Raw genomic sequence first — 15,124 nt, 5'->3', positions numbered from 1 at the left:
GGAGAACGCCGATGACGCCGGAATCGGTCATGATGATGGGCACCGAAGCCATGAAAGTGGCGCTTGCGCTGGCTGCCCCGCTGCTGCTGGTGGCGCTGGTCACCGGTCTTATCATCAGTATTTTGCAAGCCGCCACCCAGATTAACGAAATGACCCTGTCGTTCATCCCGAAAATCCTCGCGGTATTCGTGGCGATCGTGGTGGCAGGCCCGTGGATGCTCAACCTGCTGCTGGATTACGTCCGTACCCTGTTCAGCAACCTGCCGTATATCATCGGCTGATCTGATGCTGCAGATCACCAGCGACCAATGGCTTCACTGGCTTAGCCTGTACTTCTGGCCGCTGCTGCGCGTGCTGGCGCTGGTCTCCACCGCACCTATCCTTGGCGAACGGGTGATTAGCAAACGGGTGAAAATAGGCCTGGCGTTTATGATCACCTGGATTGTTGCCCCCACTATCCCCGCCAGCGACGTCACCATCTTCTCCGTTGAAGGCTTCTGGCTGGCGATACAGCAAATCCTGATTGGCATTGCGCTCGGCTTTACCATGCAGTTTGCCTTCGCTGCGGTGCGTACCGCCGGTGAAATTATTGGCCTGCAGATGGGGCTGTCGTTCGCTACGTTCTTTGACCCCGGCAGCAAACTGAACATGCCGGTGCTGGCGCGTTTTCTCGATATGCTGGCGATGCTGCTGTTTTTGAGCCTTAACGGCCATTTGTGGCTGATATCAATGCTGGTGGATACGTTTCACACCCTGCCGATTAACGGCAATCCGCTTAACACCAACGCTTTTTACGCGCTGGCCAAATCCGGCGGGCTGATTTTCCTCAATGGCCTGATGCTGGCGCTCCCGATGGTGACGCTATTACTGACGTTAAACCTCGCACTCGGTTTATTGAATCGCATGTCGCCACAGCTGTCGGTGTTTGTCATCGGCTTCCCGCTGACGCTTTCCGTCGGTATGGTGGTGATTATTGCCCTGATGCCATTAATCGCGCCATTCTGCGAACATTTATTCAGTGAGATCTTTTCCTTATTAAGCGATATTTTGAGTGAAATTCCCGCCACGCCTTCTCCCTGATCATTGTGCAGGAATGGTAAGGTAAATCCTAAAACCAGAATCAAATAACATCCACCAGCATAACGCTGACGCGGCTTATATGATTTTAGTATTCTCACATTCCTTTACATTCGATTTACTTTAAGACCTTTCCTGGCAAATTAACAACGGCTTTACGGGATAGTGTTGACGCCTGAATATTAACGGCAATCTGCCTGTCGTCACCCGGCAAATATTTCACCGATGTAAATTATTTCCACGGGCGCACGACGCAGAAGGGGCAAAGGATTCGTTGTGTTTTAACGGATAACGCGATGAGTGAGGGTACGCTATGTCAACGATCATCATGGATTTATGTAGCTATACCAGGCTGGGACTAATCGGATATTTAGTCAGCCGGGGTGTACGAAAACGAAAAATAATACAAGTGAATGATGTTGAAAGCCTTGGTCAACAGTGCCGGTCAACGCAGCCGCACGTGGTGTTTATTAATGAGGATTGCTTTATCCATGACGCCGAAAGCAGCCAGCGCATCAGGCAGATCATTAATCAACATCCCGGAACGTTATTTATCGTTTTTATGTCTATTGCCAATCTTCATTTCGATGAGTATTTGCGGGTAAGAAAAAACTTATTAATTAGTTCAAAATCGATTAAACCGGAATCACTGGACGAATTATTAGGGAATTCTCTGACTAATGCCGCGCAGGGTTTAGGAAATATCGCATTACCTACCCTCTCTTTAAGCCGAACGGAATCGAGTATGTTGCGAATGTGGATGTCGGGGCAGGGAACGATCCAAATATCCGATCAGATGAATATTAAAGCTAAAACCGTATCATCCCATAAGGGTAATATTAAGCGAAAAATTAAAACCCATAATAAGCAGGTGATTTATCACGTTGTGCGGCTGGCTGACAACGTGACCAGCGGAATATTCGTCAATATGCGTTAAACAGTAACCCATCTCTGGCAGCGCTGGAGATGGATTAATATCATCCTGCCGGGAAATTAATCGATTTTTTCGACGAAAACGCCGTCGGGATGATCTTTCTCATTAAAGAACCAAATCCCCATCGGGTAATCCTCCAGCGACACCAGGTACATGGTGCCTTCGTTAAACGGCTCTACCGCCAGTACAACCCCTGGTCGACGCGGACCCCCATCCGTTTTCACCGTGACCCGATCGTTAATGTTCATAACTTCTCCTCCCGTATTGATAGTGGCAGTTTAGAACAATTCTCATTTTCTGGCACGGGGTTACCCAGTCGATAAGCCGTTTTTTCTATCGACTACACTTAGTAGCAGGCTTACTGAGCGAGGTACTGCCGATGAAGACGGTAAAAGAGTTTAGCGATGCCCAACACCGGGAAGTGGAGATTGACGTTGATGCGCTGCTTGCCGCGATTAACGAGATCAGCGAAAGCGAAGTCCGCCCGGTGGAAGATGGCGAAGAGCCGCCGCGGGTGAGCGTCAATGGACATGACTACCACACCTATTCCGAGCTTGCCGACGCATTTGAACTGGACATTCATGACTTTTCGGTTAGCGAACTGAACCGCTAGATAAAAATATCCCGGCGGGGGCGCCGGGATAAACTTGCTGAGCAAGAAGAATTTAAAATTCGTTACACCAGGAAATCTGATGCGACACCAACCATATAGGCAATTATTTTGCATGACAAGGATATATTCACTCCATAAATGTGTACTAATGTGGAATTTATTAGATAAATATCTTGCTTCCCTGTGCTGTCGCGGCCTGGGAGAGAATGATATGACGCATTGTGAACAAAAACCGGACGCTGATTGGGATTATTCCTGGCTAGCCGGAAAGCCCTGTTCTTTGTGCCGCTATTATTAAGGATCCTTTATGCCTTCATTGACTGACTCGCTGATTGTGGTTTCCGATCTTGATGGTTGCCTGATTGATAGCCATACCCAGCAGTGGAGCGCTGCGCTTCCTGTGCTGGATAGCCTGCGTGAACATAATATCCCCGTCATTCTGTGCAGCAGCAAAACCGCTGCGGAAACTATCGCGATTCAAAATGAACTCGGTCTACAGGGCGAAGCCTTTATTGCGGAAAACGGCGCGGTGATCCAGCTCAATGACGAGTGGGACGATCACGCAGATTATCCGCGCGTAATCAATGGCGACACGCATGAGTCAATTCGAAAAGTGCTGGAAGAATTGCGCCAGTCGGAAGGTTATAAATTCACGACCTACGATGATGTTGACGACGCCATGATTGGCGAACTCACGGGGCTGACGCCAAAAATGATCGCGCTGGCTAAACTTCAGGAAGCGTCGCAAACCCTGATCTGGCGCGACAGCGATGAACGTTTATCAGCGTTCAGCGAGCAACTTAATAATCTGGGCCTGTGCATGATGGAAGGCGGCCATTTTTGGCACGTGCTGGATCAGCGCGGTGGTAAAGGATCTGCGCTGACCTGGCTTATCGACCAGTACCGCCAGCGAGAAGGCCGCCGCCCAACCACTATCGGCGTGGGTGATAGCCCTAACGATGTGACGATGCTGGATGTGGCCGACTATGCCGTGATTGTCCAGGGATACAGCAAACAGCCTGTGGTGGTGAAAAATGATAATCCGCAGCGGGTGTATCGCACCCAGGCATACGGACCGGAAGGCTGGTGCGAGGGTCTGAATTATTTCCTGGGCTCATCCGTCTGAGGAACTGACGCGATTGCGTCCCGCCTGCTTGGCCTGATACAAGCGCCGGTCAGCGATAGATTGCAGATGTTCAAAATCGTAATCGCCTTCCTGCACTGCGCAGCTCACGCCAAAAGAGGCGCTGATGCGAATAGTGGTGTTCTGGCGCACCAGAATCTCTTTGCTGTTAAGCCGTACGCGAATACGTTCAGCAATCGCGGCGGCCTCCGGCAGTAATGTCCCCGGCAGGACAATGCAAAACTCCTCTCCCCCTACGCGTCCGGCAATGTCATCGCCGCGCAGCGACTGGCGCAAAATGCTGGCCGCATGGGATAGCGCCTTATCGCCGGTCTGATGGCCCCAGGTATCGTTTATGCGCTTAAAATGATCCAGATCGAGCTGGATAACGCACAGCGGCATCTGCTGTTGCTGGCAGCGTCGGGCAATCTGCCTGGCACGTTCAAGAAACGTGCCGCGATTGAACAGATGGGTTTGCGCGTCGTACCAGGCGCGCCATTGCAGCGTTTCTTGCATGGCGAACATATTGCGCACCATCCTGCGGATCACGTACCACGAGCCTAACAGCATCAGCGAGAACAGAGCCCAAAGCAGCCCCAGCACCAGCAAGATGCTGCCGAACTCGCCGCTCAGGCTTTGCTTAAGGGAATAGACCCGGATGAGTACCCCATCGAAAAAGTTGAGTTTCGCCCAACTGATGTAACGGGTATCAATAAGCGCCCCACCCTCGTTATGCTCCGCCATTTCGCGGGTGAGCCGTTCGCGTTCGCTGTCGCTGAACACGCTACCGGCGGGCACCGGTTCCGCCGATGAAGCAATAACCTGAAACTGATTATCCAGCAGTAATATTTCGCCGTTCTCGCGGCGGAACATCGCCTGGTTTAGAAAATCATTCATGGTGCCCAGCGAGAAATCCATCGCCAGCACGCCATACCACTGATTCTGATAATCCAGCGGCAGGCTGGCGGTGACCACCTGATCCTCCTGGCGATTCGCTTCCCGGGCATGCGTCCAGCGCACCCCGCGATCGGGATTATTACGCTGGGTATGGCTATGGAAATAGGGCCGCGTCACCAGCCGGTGATAGCGGGTAGCAATGTCATCAGATGCGGCATGGGGCGTGCTGGAGAGATAAAAACCGGCGCGCGAAGTGTAAAACGTGCGGCGCTGCCGGTCCTGTTGGGGATCGGCCAGTTGCAGGATCGCGCCAAACTCCAGCGCGGCGATCAGTTCGTTCTCCAGCCGCTGTTCGTCACGGGCGAGCAGCGGGTTTTGCCGGACCCGATCGTCGGAAACGCCGTTAACCGGCAGCCCGCGCTGCGTATCGAGGCGGATTTGCCAGGCCCCGGACTGGCGCTGTTGGTCAAACTGCGCCAGCGCCGCATCGGTGCGGTTGGTGGAAATGGGCGAGCTGAGGGCGTGCTGCATGGCGGCGCGATAAAATTGCAGCTTATCCACGCTGTACTGAAGATGGCGATCGAGCGCCGCAGCAACGCTTTGGATGCGGTTTTTCTGGCTGGCGGTCCAGCCATTTTGCAGTACCACGATTTCTCGCCAGGTGAGTAAAGTGGAACAGAGAAACACCACCAGAAAGCAAAAGTTAACGATTTTTATCGGGTGCCTGGCTCGCCATGCGTGTTGTTGGATTTTTGCCGACACAGACAACGCTCCCTGAAAACTGCCCGGAATTTAACAAGTAGTTTGGCATAAGGTTGCAGATGCGCCGTCAGAATCGCGCCATAAATTAGCGCCAGACGGGTATCAACATGGCAGAAACAAAGAGGGAAACCTTGCGGTTTCCCTCTTCACAATCAATGCGCGAGCATTGCTGACGTGCGGTCAATGGTCTTCTTCACGTGAAGCGGGTTTCCCCACGGTTAACTCGTCTTCACGAAAAGCTTCACGCTGCACGCCGAACCCGTCATACCAGCGGCACTCCACCATGCCGCTCGAATAACCGGTCACCACCATGCGCGGACCACCATTTTTGCGTTTAACTTCATCGCTGACCACAAAGACCATACCTGCCTCCTTAATCAGTGCGAAACGTTTACAACATAGACAATTATGGTGATTTTTGCCTGGTGCCCGCGCGTATTTTGAGGAAAAATCCTAATGAGCGGGTTTGCCGCGCAGCCGGGAAATCATATTCACCACCGTCAGCACCACCGCGCCGATGATAAAACCCAATACCAGATTCATGGCTAACGGCAGCAGCGCCTGCCCTATTCCGCCGCCCTGCTCCGCCCAGTGTTCAATGGCGTGATGAACCGGGCCAATGCCGTGCACCACAATGCCGCCGCCCACCAGGAACATCGCCAGAGTACCTAAGATCGACAGCGCTTTCATCAGCCAGGGCGCGGTAACCAGCAACCCTTTACCTACGGCCCTGGCGAGAGCGGAAGACTTTTTCTCCAGCCAGAAGCCCAGATCGTCGAGCTTAACGATAATCCCAACAATGCCGTACACCCCGATAGTGACCACAACGGCGATACCGGATAACACCAACACCTGGTTTAACAGCGGCGACTCCGCCACGATACCAAGAGTGATCGCCACGATTTCGGCGGAGAGGATAAAGTCGGTACGAATCGCGCCTTTCACTTTATCGCCTTCGTACACCAGCGGGTCCTGTTCGGCAATGGCATCCAGCCGCGCCTGGCGCTCTTCAGGGGTCTCTTTATGCTTGCGCGCCTGCCAGGAGTGGACCACTTTCTCAACCCCTTCATAGCAGAGAAACGCGCCGCCGATCATCAACAGCGGCGTGATGGCCCAGGGCGCGAAGGCGCTGATAATCAGGGCCAGCGGCACCAGAATCAGTTTGTTGATAAAAGAGCCTTTCGCCACTTTCCAGACTACAGGCAGTTCGCGGTTGGCGCGTACGCCGGAAACTTGCTGGGCGTTCAGGGATAAGTCATCGCCCAATACCCCGGCGGTTTTCTTTGCCGCCAGCTTGCCCATCATCGACACGTCGTCCAGCAGCGTGGCGATATCATCTAACAACGTTAGTAAACTACTCCCGGCCAAAATTAACTTCCTTCTGTATGGTTTTAATGCCCCAAAGTATGGAACAAAAGCGCTGTGAACGGTAATAAACTGCGCGCTAATCGGAATATTGGCGCTGGCCCGCGCGATAAATTCAGCGCTTTTCGCCGCCTTTTTGCGCTTTCTGTTTGCATGGTCTTTGTGTCAACATTTATTTAACCGTTTGCGAACATTAAAGTGCTCGCGCCTGGAGTAGTTTTGTCGTTCACTATTAGCCCGTTATGCTTCTTCTCTGCCTGACTGAAGCGTCTCGTTTTTGTCAAATTTTGGCGTCGCTGTGGCTACGCCGCATTCGTGTTTTCTTAATCAAGTCGTGAGGGAGTATGCGTTTCGGAAAACTGTTGCCCCTGATAGGGTCGCTCTTTGCGTTATATATCATCTGGGGTTCAACCTATTTTGCTATCGCCGTTGGGGTAAAAAGCTGGCCGCCGTTTATGATGGCCGGCGTGCGCTTTTTGGCGGCGGGTTCGCTGCTGCTGGCGGTACTGCTGGCAACCGGCCATAAGCTGCCTGCCCTGCGTCCGCTGCTCAATGCCGCGCTGATCGGCGTCCTGCTGCTGGCGGTAGGCAACGGGTTCGTGACCGTCGCGGAGCATCAAAACGTGCCGTCCGGAATTGCCGCGGTAATGGTCGCCACCGTTCCGCTGTTTACCCTGATTTTTAGCCGCTTTTTCGGTATTCAAACCCGCAAGATTGAATGGCTGGGGATCGCCATCGGCCTTGTCGGCATCGTGCTGCTGAACAGCGGCGGCAATCTCAACGGCAACCCGTGGGGTGCGCTGCTGATCCTGATTGGCTCCCTGAGCTGGGCCTTCGGGTCGGTGTATGGATCGCGGATTGAGCTGCCGACCGGCATGATGGCGGGCGCGATTGAAATGCTGGCTGCCGGGATAGTGCTGATGGTGGCATCGCTGGTGACCGGTGAAAAACTCACCGCGATGCCCGATCTTTCCGGCTTCCTCGCCGTGGGCTATCTCGCCGTGTTTGGCTCGTTAATCGCCATCAATGCCTATATGTATTTGATCCGCAATGTGACCCCCGCCGTGGCGACCAGTTATGCCTACGTCAACCCGGTGGTGGCGGTGCTGCTGGGCACCAGTTTTGGTGGCGAAAACCTGTCGCCAACCGAGTGGCTGGCGCTGGGGATTATTATTTTCGCAGTAGTGCTGGTGACGCTGGGGAAATATTTTTCCCCGGGAAAGCCGGTGGTTGAGCCCTGCCCGGTAGAAAAATAACGCTACAGGGCATGGATGCCCTTTAGATCGATTTCGGCGCAGTCGCCTCCGCCACATACCCATTCTTCTACCCGCTCGCACAACGCCTCGTCGGACAGTTTGCTCCGGCCACGCAGCGCGCATTCCCAGATAATCAGTACCCGCCAGCCTTCCGCCCGCAGCCGCCCGACGTCACGCTTGTCCCGCTCAACGTTGCTGTTAATTTTGGTCATCCAGAAGTCGGTACGCGTGGCAGGCACTTTAAACAGATAACAGTCGTGATGATGCCAGAAACAGCCGTGAGTGAAGATAACGCAGCGGTACGCCTCAATCACGAAGTCGGGCTTGCCGGCAAGGGCCGCATCCTGCGCCCGCCAGTCAAAGCCCATGGCGGTGAGTAGCGGCGCGAGGCGTTTCTCAATGGCGGTGTCGCGTGTTGCAATCGCCCGCATGTTTTTGCTGCGTATCGCCTTGCTGTGGACATCCGCCATGCTTTACTCCTTACGCTTCGCCACCGCCTGAAGAATGCGTGATTCCAGCAGTTTAGCAACCGCCGCGAACACCGGCACCACCACCGAGTTGCCGAACTGCCGGTAGGCCTGGGTATCCGACACCGGTATGCGGAATTCACTTTGCTTCGGCGCTTCAAAACCCATCAACCGCGCGCATTCGCGCGGCGTCAGGCGGCGCGGGCGTTGCAGTTGGTTAGTGGGATGATCGAAATCGGCTTCGCCGAGTGCTTTATCCCAGCCGCGATCCACCAGGATTTCTGCGCCGTCTTTGTAATAACGGGCAGAAAGCGTACGCGCGACGCTGGATGGATCGCGCGGGTCAACCATGCCGAATCCAAAACCGTTGCCCTTTGCCTGATGCTTTTTGGCATAGCGATAAAGATATTTCCACAATATCGGGCTCAGGATATAACGCGCGTCAACGGCGGTATCCAGTAATTCCCCGAGCGCGGGACGCCTGTCAGGAAAAAATTGGTTTACATCACGCAGCGTAAAACCCTGGTGGAGATTGAGATCGCGCCGGAAGCCCACCAGCACGATACGCTCGCGGTGCTGGGGTAAAAAGTTTTTGCCGTCGATGATTTTGGGATCGTCCGGGCCGACATCCGCAGCGTTCGCCACTTCATAACCCAGCTCGTCCAGGGTTTGCATGATGATGCGAAAGGTGTTGCCCTTATCATGGCTCTTCAGGTTTTTGACGTTTTCCAGCACAAAAATCGCCGGTTTTTTTGCCGCGATAATGCGCGCCACATCGAAAAACAGCGTGCCCTGAGTGTCGCAGGCAAATCCGTGGGCGCGGCCTAAGGCATTTTTCTTGGATACGCCCGCCAGGGAAAACGGCTGGCAGGGGAAACCCGCCAGCAGCACATCGTGATCCGGCATGGTTTTATCAATGTGGTTAAACGCTGCGTCATCGCTGATATCCGCCTGGTGGCTGAGCGTAACGTCGCGGATATCTTCATTGAAGGTGTGCTGATGCGGATCGCAGTACCAGTTGGCTTTATAAGTGCGCACCGCGTGTTTATTCCACTCGCTGGTAAAAACGCACTGCCCGCCGATGGATTCGAACCCCCGGCGGATACCGCCGATACCGGCGAACAGATCGACAAAGCGGAACGCATAGTGCGGGTGATGCGCGGGCGGCGGCGGCAACAGCGCGGCCAATCGGGCCGCCTCATCAGGATGAAGCCGATAAGCCGCATCCTCCTCCAGCTCTCGCTTCAGATGCGTGCGGTTCCATTTCTGAACGCCTGCGTCATTCAACACCTGCAACACCGTTTTGGTATCGTAGATCTCGCTTAGTTTGCGCAATATGGCGACAAACGAATCAGGCGCGCCGTTCCCGGATGGCGCGCACTGCGCCATAGCAGATTGATTTTCCAGCATTAGATAAGCCATTCAGAACGAATTGCCTTAAGAGTATCACAAAACCCAACGCCGCCGGGTTACAACGCAAACTGGCGCAACACGTCCTCGTCATACTGATGATGTTTGCCGCGCAGTTCGGCAGCGAGTTTAGCCATAAATTTCACCAGATAATTGGCATTTTGACGGGCCAGCTCGCGCCCTTTTTCAGTCTGCATGGTGGCAGGTAGTTTAAGCAGCTTGGTTTGAAAATGATCCAGCGCCCAGCGTTTATCATCCGGCTCGCGCTGTTGCGCAAAGGGGTCCTCTGCATCAAATAACGGCCGCCCCAGCTGGCCGGAAACGTAGAACACCCGCGCCAGACCAATGGCACCAAGCGCCTCCAGCCGATCCGCATCCTGAACGATTTTAGCCTCAATGCTTTTTGGCGAAATACCGGCGCTGAAGCTATGCGCCTCAATGGCATGAGCGACATCAGGATACAGCGCCTGAGGAAACGCGGGGAAATGGCTGGCCAGGATGGTTAGCGTTTTCTCAGCGGCATAACGGGAAGCGAGATGGCGTTCCGGATGGTTCTTCGGCAGGTTCACGATGTCATGGAAATAACAGGCTGTGAGAACCGTCAGCGGCGTTGCGCGGTCGTCCATTATGCGCTGCGCGCCAGACCATACGCGACGAAAATGGGCAATATCGTGGGCACCGTCCTGGTGTTTAAAATGCTGTTGGAGGTAGTTTTCGAAGCAGGTTTGCCAGTCATTAAGCATCATCGCAGGTTCTCCTGAAAGCGTGTCCCGCGATGCTAGCATTAATACCCAGGCAATTTAATCCTCACGGGGCCGGGTATACCAGGCTATTGCGCCAGGCAGCATACCAACCGCGCTTAACACTCCGGCACCGAGCAGTGCGCTTAACCATTGGCCGGATGTGGTCGCCATCGACCAGTCAGCGGCCACGCCCGGTGGAGCCTGGATATCGCTTACTACCCAAAAAAAACGCACCATCATCCAGATAAAGTAAAAACAAAATGCATAAAATGCCCATAGCGCCAGCTTACCGCCCAGGCTTCTTTGACCTTTTTCGTCCATCTTAATACCTAATAATCCGCTATCCGTAATGTGTAATCCCACACCCGCAAATGTGATTTTTATCACATAATACCCTTATGTGAAATTTCTTCTGGCTCCCGTTTGTGATTGATCAAGTTTTTTAGTACTCCACCGTCCTGGAAGTTCATTTAAAGATGAAACTTTTTAATGTCCATTAAAAGACTTAAATGTAAAAATATGAAACACGAATTATGTCGAAAATAAACACGCCAAAAACGAGTAAAATTTCGATTTTCATTTATTTGGTGAATATTTTACAAATCATATGATATAAATAATATTTTTTACAGGTCAAAAAACAAACCACAGCCGAAACAAATTAAGATATCAACCCAGTCATTCTGGAAATATGCAAATCCATTAATTATTAACAAGAATAATTATCACGCATCAATAAAAAAATCAAAATTTCTTATATTTCATTGTATTAGATATATATTCAGATTTTATAATTGATTGTTTTATATATTTATTATTTATGACCAAACCCGACGTTATCATTTTGAAATATCGCTACAGATTCACTTACATATAATCCTGAAGAAAAACCCTCTCCTCCCATTATTATTTGCGCGGATATAAACGCGTCTCTTAATGAACGTAATAAGGAAAGCACTGATGAATAGGAAAGTACTGGCAATCGTTATTCCTGCTCTGTTAGTAGCAGGCGCAGCACACGCTGCGGAAATTTATAACAAAAACGGCAATAAAGTAGATATCTATGGCAAAGTTGATGCTCGTCATCAGTTTTCTGATGACGCTGGCAACGATGGCGATCAAACCTATGTGCGTTTAGGTTTTAAAGGCGAAACCCAAATCACTAATGATCTGACAGGTTTCGGTCAGTGGGAATACAACATTCAGGCTAACGATACTGAAGGCAACAGCCAGTCATGGACTCGTCTTGGTTTTGCTGGTTTGAAATTCGCTGATTACGGTTCATTCGACTATGGCCGTAATTATGGCGTCGTATATGACGTCGAAGCATGGACAGATATGCTGCCTGTATTTGGCGGTGATACCTATACCTACACCGATAACTTTATGGTTGGTCGTGCCAACGGCGTTGCGACTTACCGTAATACTGACTTTTTCGGCATGGTTAATGGCTGGAACTTCGCGCTGCAATATCAGGGCAATAATGAAGGCGTGAGCGGCGAGCAGGAAGGTACTGGCAACCGCGGTAGCAGCAATATTCGTAAAGACAACGGCGACGGCTGGGGCCTGTCTACTTCTTATGATTTTGGTATGGGCATCAGCGTTGGGGCGGCTTACGCGTCTTCTGATCGTACCAATGCGCAGGAGCACAACAGTACGGCTGGCGGTGATAACGCTGACGTATGGACATTTGGCCTTAAATACGATGCCAACGATGTATATTTAGCGGCTATGTATGCCGAAACGCGTAATATGACGCCGTTCGGTAACAATAACGCTAACGTTGCCAATAAAACGCAGAACTTTGAAGTCACCGCGCAATATCAGTTCGACTTTGGTTTACGTCCAGAAGTGTCTTACCTGCAATCTAAAGGCAAAGATCTGGCTAAAGACGGCGCCTTTGCTAACAAAGATAACGATCAGGATCTGGTCAAATATGTTTCTGTTGGCGCGAACTACTATTTCAACAAAAACTTCTCTACCTATGTTGATTACAAAATCAACCTGCTGGATGAAGATGACAGCTTCTACAGCGACAACGGTATCTCTACGGATGACGTAGTCGGTATTGGTATGGTGTATCAGTTCTAAGACATCTTAAGTGCAGTGATGTCCTTTGCGGACATTGTTCGCACTTAATGAGGCAAAACCTGAGTTTGGGAAACCGGACTCAGGTTTTTTTATTCAGACAAGGCTTAAAAACCACCGATTTGCGTGCAGCAAATAACCGCAAAACGTTAGACTGGCTCTGCCGTAAGCAAGTGTGACCGGGGTCGTTGAAAGGAAAACGCGTAACTGCTTGAATAGTGGCGGAGAGAGGGGGATTTGAACCCCCGGTAGAGTTGCCCCTACTCCGGTTTTCGAGACCGGTCCGTTCAGCCGCTCCGGCATCTCTCCGTTTTGAACGGTTGCCATGATGCTAGGTTATTTGGCATTTTAATAGTCCTTGCCCTTTCAATTTTGTTCAAATGACGACTTTGCGAGCAGATAGATGATTAAGTGGCCGTGGAAAGCGAGTGAATCCACCTCAACAACGCCTCTTCCCTGGGATGATGCGTTTACCATTCCCGTTTTAGCGGGCTTTACTCCAGCGGAGCAGCAAAAGCTGATTCGCCTGGCTGAACGTTTTCTGCAACAAAAGCGGCTGGTCGCCCTGCAGGGTTTTGAACTGGATGAACTTAAAACAGCCCGGATCGCCCTGCTCTTTTGCCTACCAGTTATGGAATTAGGCGTTGAATGGCTGGATGGCTTCCACGAAGTGCTGATCTATCCCGCTCCCTTTGTGGTGGATGATGAGTGGGAAGACGATATTGGCCTGGTCCACAATCAGCGTTCGGTTCAATCGGGGCAAAGCTGGCAGCAGGGACCGATTATTCTCAACTGGCTGGATATTCACGACTCCTTTGATGCGTCCGGTTTCAATCTTATTGTTCACGAAGTCGCTCACAAACTGGATATGCGCAATGGTGACCGTGCAAGCGGCGTGCCCTTTATCGCTCTGCGTGATGTGGCAGGTTGGGAACACGATCTCCACGCGGCCATGAGCAATATCCAGGATGAGATCGATCTGGTGGGTGAAAACGCCACAAGCATTGATGCCTACGCCGCAACCGACCCGGCGGAATGTTTTGCCGTTCTGTCTGAATACTTTTTTAGCGCGCCGCAACTCTTCGCCCCGCGCTTTCCGTCGCTGTGGCAGCGATTCTGTCAGTTTTACGGTCAGGACCCGTTAAAACGCCTCTATTCGGGCGAAACGGATTGCTGGACGGCACAGGTCCATTAAACTGGCAAAATGATGCGAAAACAGCCAATTGAATCAAAGCGTTAATTTTTGCATTGACACAAATTGGGGCCGCTATTACTATGCGACCCGTTCACACGATTCCTCTGTAGTTCAGTCGGTAGAACGGCGGACTGTTAATCCGTATGTCACTGGTTCGAGTCCAGTCAGAGGAGCCAAATTCTGAAAAGCCCGCTTAAGTAAACTTAAGTGGGCTTTTTGCTTTGTGACGCCATTTAAATCTGATAATCGATGACCACCTCATCGCTTTCCAGCGCCTGACGCTTAATCTCTTCCACCGACAGCGCCGAATTACACAGTTCAATAAAGCGCCAAACGTAATTGCGCTGAAGTTGACCGCGTTTCAGGCCTAACCAGACGGTATTGGCATCGAACAGGTGGCGCACATCCAATCTTACCAACTGCCCGCTGTCATGCTCACCACTCGCCTGCTCCGCGACAATTCCAATCCCCAGTCCCAGTTCAACATAGGTTTTGATCACGTCGGAATCCTGCGCGCTCAGCACGATATCGGGCACGATGCCTTTACGGGCAAACGCCTCATCGATACGTGAGCGGCCAGTAATCCCCTGTCTATAGGTAATAAGCGGCCAGCGGCCCAGCTCGTCAAGGGTAACCGGCGCAGCGTGTAACAGTGGATGACCAGCAGGGACCAGCAGACTGTGCGACCAGCGGAACCACGGATAAGCCACCAGCAGCGGATCGTTACTCAGACGCTCGCTGGCGATACCAATATCCGCCGTACCATTTTCCAGCAGGGTTTCGATTTCCTGCGGCGTGCCCTGGATCAATTCCAGCCGCACTTCCGGGAACAGCGCGCGAAAAGATTTAATTACCGCAGGCAGGCTGTAGCGCGCCTGGGTATGAGTGGTGGCGATGGTCAGAATGCCGCTGGTATCATTAGAGAACAGATCCGCCAGGCGGCGGACATTACTGGCTTCATTAAGAATCCGTTCGGCAATCACCAGCAGTGCTTTACCCGGCTCGGTCATACCCAGTAAGCGCTTACCGCGGCGAATAAAAATCTCGATGCCCAGCTCATCTTCCAGCTCGCGTATATGGCGGCTGACGCCGGATTGCGAAGTGTAGAGCATACTGGCGACTTCAGTCAGGTTGTAATCCCGCTTCGCCGCCTCGCGGATAATTTTGAGTTGCTGAAAATTCATAATGTCCCCA

17 protein-coding genes and 2 tRNA genes are annotated in these 15,124 nt (G+C 52.0%); 9 read left to right on the top strand and 10 right to left on the bottom strand.

All coding sequences use genetic code 11. The features are described from left to right. Positions 1-11 precede the first annotated feature (11 nt). The 3 genes from fliQ to rcsA all read left to right on the top strand — a co-directional run bounded on the left by fliQ (position 12) and on the right by rcsA (position 2,014). Positions 12-281, top strand: coding sequence for a flagellar biosynthesis protein FliQ (fliQ, locus tag FND52_RS01975; protein WP_002434937.1), 270 nt, complete (start codon positions 12-14; stop codon positions 279-281). Positions 282-285: 4 nt separating this feature from the next. Beyond that, on the top strand, positions 286-1,080 hold the full coding sequence (fliR, locus tag FND52_RS01970; RefSeq protein ID WP_144129160.1) for a flagellar biosynthetic protein FliR: 795 nt from the start codon (positions 286-288) through the stop codon (positions 1,078-1,080). Between the two features lie 310 nt (positions 1,081-1,390). Beyond that, positions 1,391-2,014, top strand: a complete 624-nt coding sequence (rcsA, locus tag FND52_RS01965) for a transcriptional regulator RcsA (RefSeq protein ID WP_125292227.1) — start codon at positions 1,391-1,393, stop codon at positions 2,012-2,014. Between the two features lie 56 nt (positions 2,015-2,070). Here the strand turns inward: rcsA and dsrB are convergent, their stop codons facing one another. Then, positions 2,071-2,259 carry a protein DsrB gene (gene dsrB, locus FND52_RS01960; protein WP_125292228.1) on the bottom strand — a complete coding sequence of 63 codons (189 nt, stop codon included), beginning with the start codon at positions 2,257-2,259 and terminating at the stop codon, positions 2,071-2,073. A 131-nt stretch (positions 2,260-2,390) separates the two neighbouring features. Here dsrB and yodD point away from each other — a divergent pair, with 131 nt between their 5' ends. After that, the gene (gene yodD / locus FND52_RS01955) at positions 2,391-2,624 is read left to right on the top strand and encodes a YodD family peroxide/acid resistance protein (RefSeq protein WP_125292229.1); all 234 of its coding nucleotides are present in this window, start codon (positions 2,391-2,393) and stop codon (positions 2,622-2,624) included. Between the two features lie 307 nt (positions 2,625-2,931). Then, positions 2,932-3,750 (top strand): mannosyl-3-phosphoglycerate phosphatase-related protein, encoded by an 819-nt coding sequence (locus tag FND52_RS01945; protein WP_125292231.1) that lies wholly within the window; start codon positions 2,932-2,934, stop codon positions 3,748-3,750. On the opposite strand, the gene dgcQ is transcribed toward FND52_RS01945, so the two are convergent. From dgcQ to FND52_RS01930, 3 genes are all read right to left on the bottom strand, one after another. Then, positions 3,739-5,394 (bottom strand): cellulose biosynthesis regulator diguanylate cyclase DgcQ, encoded by a 1,656-nt coding sequence (gene dgcQ, locus FND52_RS01940; protein WP_425277903.1) that lies wholly within the window; start codon positions 5,392-5,394, stop codon positions 3,739-3,741. The genes FND52_RS01945 and dgcQ overlap by 12 nt on opposite strands. 192 nt (positions 5,395-5,586) lie before the next feature. Further along, positions 5,587-5,769: a YodC family protein gene (locus tag FND52_RS01935; protein WP_125292233.1), complete on the bottom strand. Its 183-nt coding sequence runs from the start codon at positions 5,767-5,769 to the stop codon at positions 5,587-5,589. A gap of 90 nt (positions 5,770-5,859) precedes the next feature. Next, positions 5,860-6,774, bottom strand: coding sequence for a DUF808 family protein (locus FND52_RS01930; RefSeq protein ID WP_144129158.1), 915 nt, complete (start codon positions 6,772-6,774; stop codon positions 5,860-5,862). A 341-nt stretch (positions 6,775-7,115) separates the two neighbouring features. Here FND52_RS01930 and yedA point away from each other — a divergent pair, with 341 nt between their 5' ends. Continuing rightward, complete coding sequence (gene yedA / locus FND52_RS01925; RefSeq protein ID WP_144129157.1) at positions 7,116-8,027, top strand: drug/metabolite exporter YedA; 912 nt, start codon at positions 7,116-7,118, stop codon at positions 8,025-8,027. 2 nt (positions 8,028-8,029) lie between these two features. Here yedA and FND52_RS01920 read toward each other — a convergent pair whose 3' ends face one another. Genes FND52_RS01920 through drpB form a run of 4 tightly spaced genes read right to left on the bottom strand, consistent with a single transcriptional unit; the run spans position 8,030 to position 10,968 of the window. Continuing rightward, a complete protein-coding gene (locus FND52_RS01920; RefSeq protein ID WP_144129156.1) occupies positions 8,030-8,497 on the bottom strand; it encodes a very short patch repair endonuclease in 468 nt (155 codons plus the stop codon). 3 nt (positions 8,498-8,500) lie between these two features. Continuing rightward, entirely contained in the window at positions 8,501-9,916 is a 1,416-nt protein-coding gene (locus tag FND52_RS01915) for a DNA cytosine methyltransferase (protein WP_144129155.1), read from the bottom strand. 47 nt (positions 9,917-9,963) lie between these two features. Continuing rightward, entirely contained in the window at positions 9,964-10,650 is a 687-nt protein-coding gene (locus FND52_RS01910) for a phosphohydrolase (protein ID WP_144129154.1), read from the bottom strand. A 54-nt stretch (positions 10,651-10,704) separates the two neighbouring features. Further along, a complete protein-coding gene (gene drpB, locus FND52_RS01905) occupies positions 10,705-10,968 on the bottom strand; it encodes a cell division protein DrpB (RefSeq protein ID WP_144129153.1) in 264 nt (87 codons plus the stop codon). Between the two features lie 639 nt (positions 10,969-11,607). Here drpB and ompC point away from each other — a divergent pair. Then, the gene (gene ompC / locus FND52_RS01900) at positions 11,608-12,738 is read left to right on the top strand and encodes a porin OmpC (protein ID WP_125292240.1); all 1,131 of its coding nucleotides are present in this window, start codon (positions 11,608-11,610) and stop codon (positions 12,736-12,738) included. Positions 12,739-12,954: 216 nt separating this feature from the next. On the opposite strand, the gene FND52_RS01895 is transcribed toward ompC, so the two are convergent. Next, positions 12,955-13,044, bottom strand: a tRNA-Ser gene (locus FND52_RS01895). Positions 13,045-13,138: 94 nt separating this feature from the next. Between FND52_RS01895 and mtfA the strand changes: the two genes are divergently transcribed. Both mtfA and FND52_RS01885 read left to right on the top strand, forming a co-directional pair. Beyond that, positions 13,139-13,930 carry a DgsA anti-repressor MtfA gene (gene mtfA / locus FND52_RS01890; RefSeq protein ID WP_144129152.1) on the top strand — a complete coding sequence of 264 codons (792 nt, stop codon included), beginning with the start codon at positions 13,139-13,141 and terminating at the stop codon, positions 13,928-13,930. Positions 13,931-14,030: 100 nt separating this feature from the next. Further along, positions 14,031-14,106: transfer RNA gene (locus FND52_RS01885), tRNA-Asn, on the top strand. A gap of 57 nt (positions 14,107-14,163) precedes the next feature. Here the strand turns inward: FND52_RS01885 and cbl are convergent. Continuing rightward, positions 14,164-15,114: an HTH-type transcriptional regulator Cbl gene (gene cbl / locus FND52_RS01880; protein WP_125292298.1), complete on the bottom strand. Its 951-nt coding sequence runs from the start codon at positions 15,112-15,114 to the stop codon at positions 14,164-14,166. Positions 15,115-15,124 lie beyond the last annotated feature (10 nt).

The sequence above is a fragment of the Atlantibacter subterraneus genome (genome assembly GCF_007570865.1).
In the GTDB taxonomy this organism is placed as follows: Bacteria; Pseudomonadota; Gammaproteobacteria; order Enterobacterales; family Enterobacteriaceae; genus Atlantibacter; species Atlantibacter subterraneus.
The sequence above is the reverse complement of the archived record's forward strand: the minus strand, read 5'-3'. Positions and strand labels throughout refer to the sequence as shown.

Bases quoted from the DNA above. Each gene is read 5' to 3' on its own strand.
- fliQ (WP_002434937.1), top strand. From the start codon at position 12: ATGACGCCGGAATCGGTCATGATGATGGGCACCGAAGCCATGAAAGTG.
- fliR (WP_144129160.1), top strand. From the start codon at position 286: ATGCTGCAGATCACCAGCGACCAATGGCTTCACTGGCTTAGCCTGTAC.
- rcsA (WP_125292227.1), top strand. From the start codon at position 1,391: ATGTCAACGATCATCATGGATTTATGTAGCTATACCAGGCTGGGACTA.
- dsrB (WP_125292228.1), bottom strand. From the start codon at position 2,259: ATGAACATTAACGATCGGGTCACGGTGAAAACGGATGGGGGTCCGCGT.
- yodD (WP_125292229.1), top strand. From the start codon at position 2,391: ATGAAGACGGTAAAAGAGTTTAGCGATGCCCAACACCGGGAAGTGGAG.
- FND52_RS01945 (WP_125292231.1), top strand. From the start codon at position 2,932: ATGCCTTCATTGACTGACTCGCTGATTGTGGTTTCCGATCTTGATGGT.
- FND52_RS01935 (WP_125292233.1), bottom strand. From the start codon at position 5,769: ATGGTCTTTGTGGTCAGCGATGAAGTTAAACGCAAAAATGGTGGTCCG.
- yedA (WP_144129157.1), top strand. From the start codon at position 7,116: ATGCGTTTCGGAAAACTGTTGCCCCTGATAGGGTCGCTCTTTGCGTTA.
- FND52_RS01920 (WP_144129156.1), bottom strand. From the start codon at position 8,497: ATGGCGGATGTCCACAGCAAGGCGATACGCAGCAAAAACATGCGGGCG.
- FND52_RS01915 (WP_144129155.1), bottom strand. From the start codon at position 9,916: ATGGCTTATCTAATGCTGGAAAATCAATCTGCTATGGCGCAGTGCGCG.
- FND52_RS01910 (WP_144129154.1), bottom strand. From the start codon at position 10,650: ATGATGCTTAATGACTGGCAAACCTGCTTCGAAAACTACCTCCAACAG.
- drpB (WP_144129153.1), bottom strand. From the start codon at position 10,968: ATGGACGAAAAAGGTCAAAGAAGCCTGGGCGGTAAGCTGGCGCTATGG.
- ompC (WP_125292240.1), top strand. From the start codon at position 11,608: ATGAATAGGAAAGTACTGGCAATCGTTATTCCTGCTCTGTTAGTAGCA.
- mtfA (WP_144129152.1), top strand. From the start codon at position 13,139: ATGATTAAGTGGCCGTGGAAAGCGAGTGAATCCACCTCAACAACGCCT.
- cbl (WP_125292298.1), bottom strand. From the start codon at position 15,114: ATGAATTTTCAGCAACTCAAAATTATCCGCGAGGCGGCGAAGCGGGAT.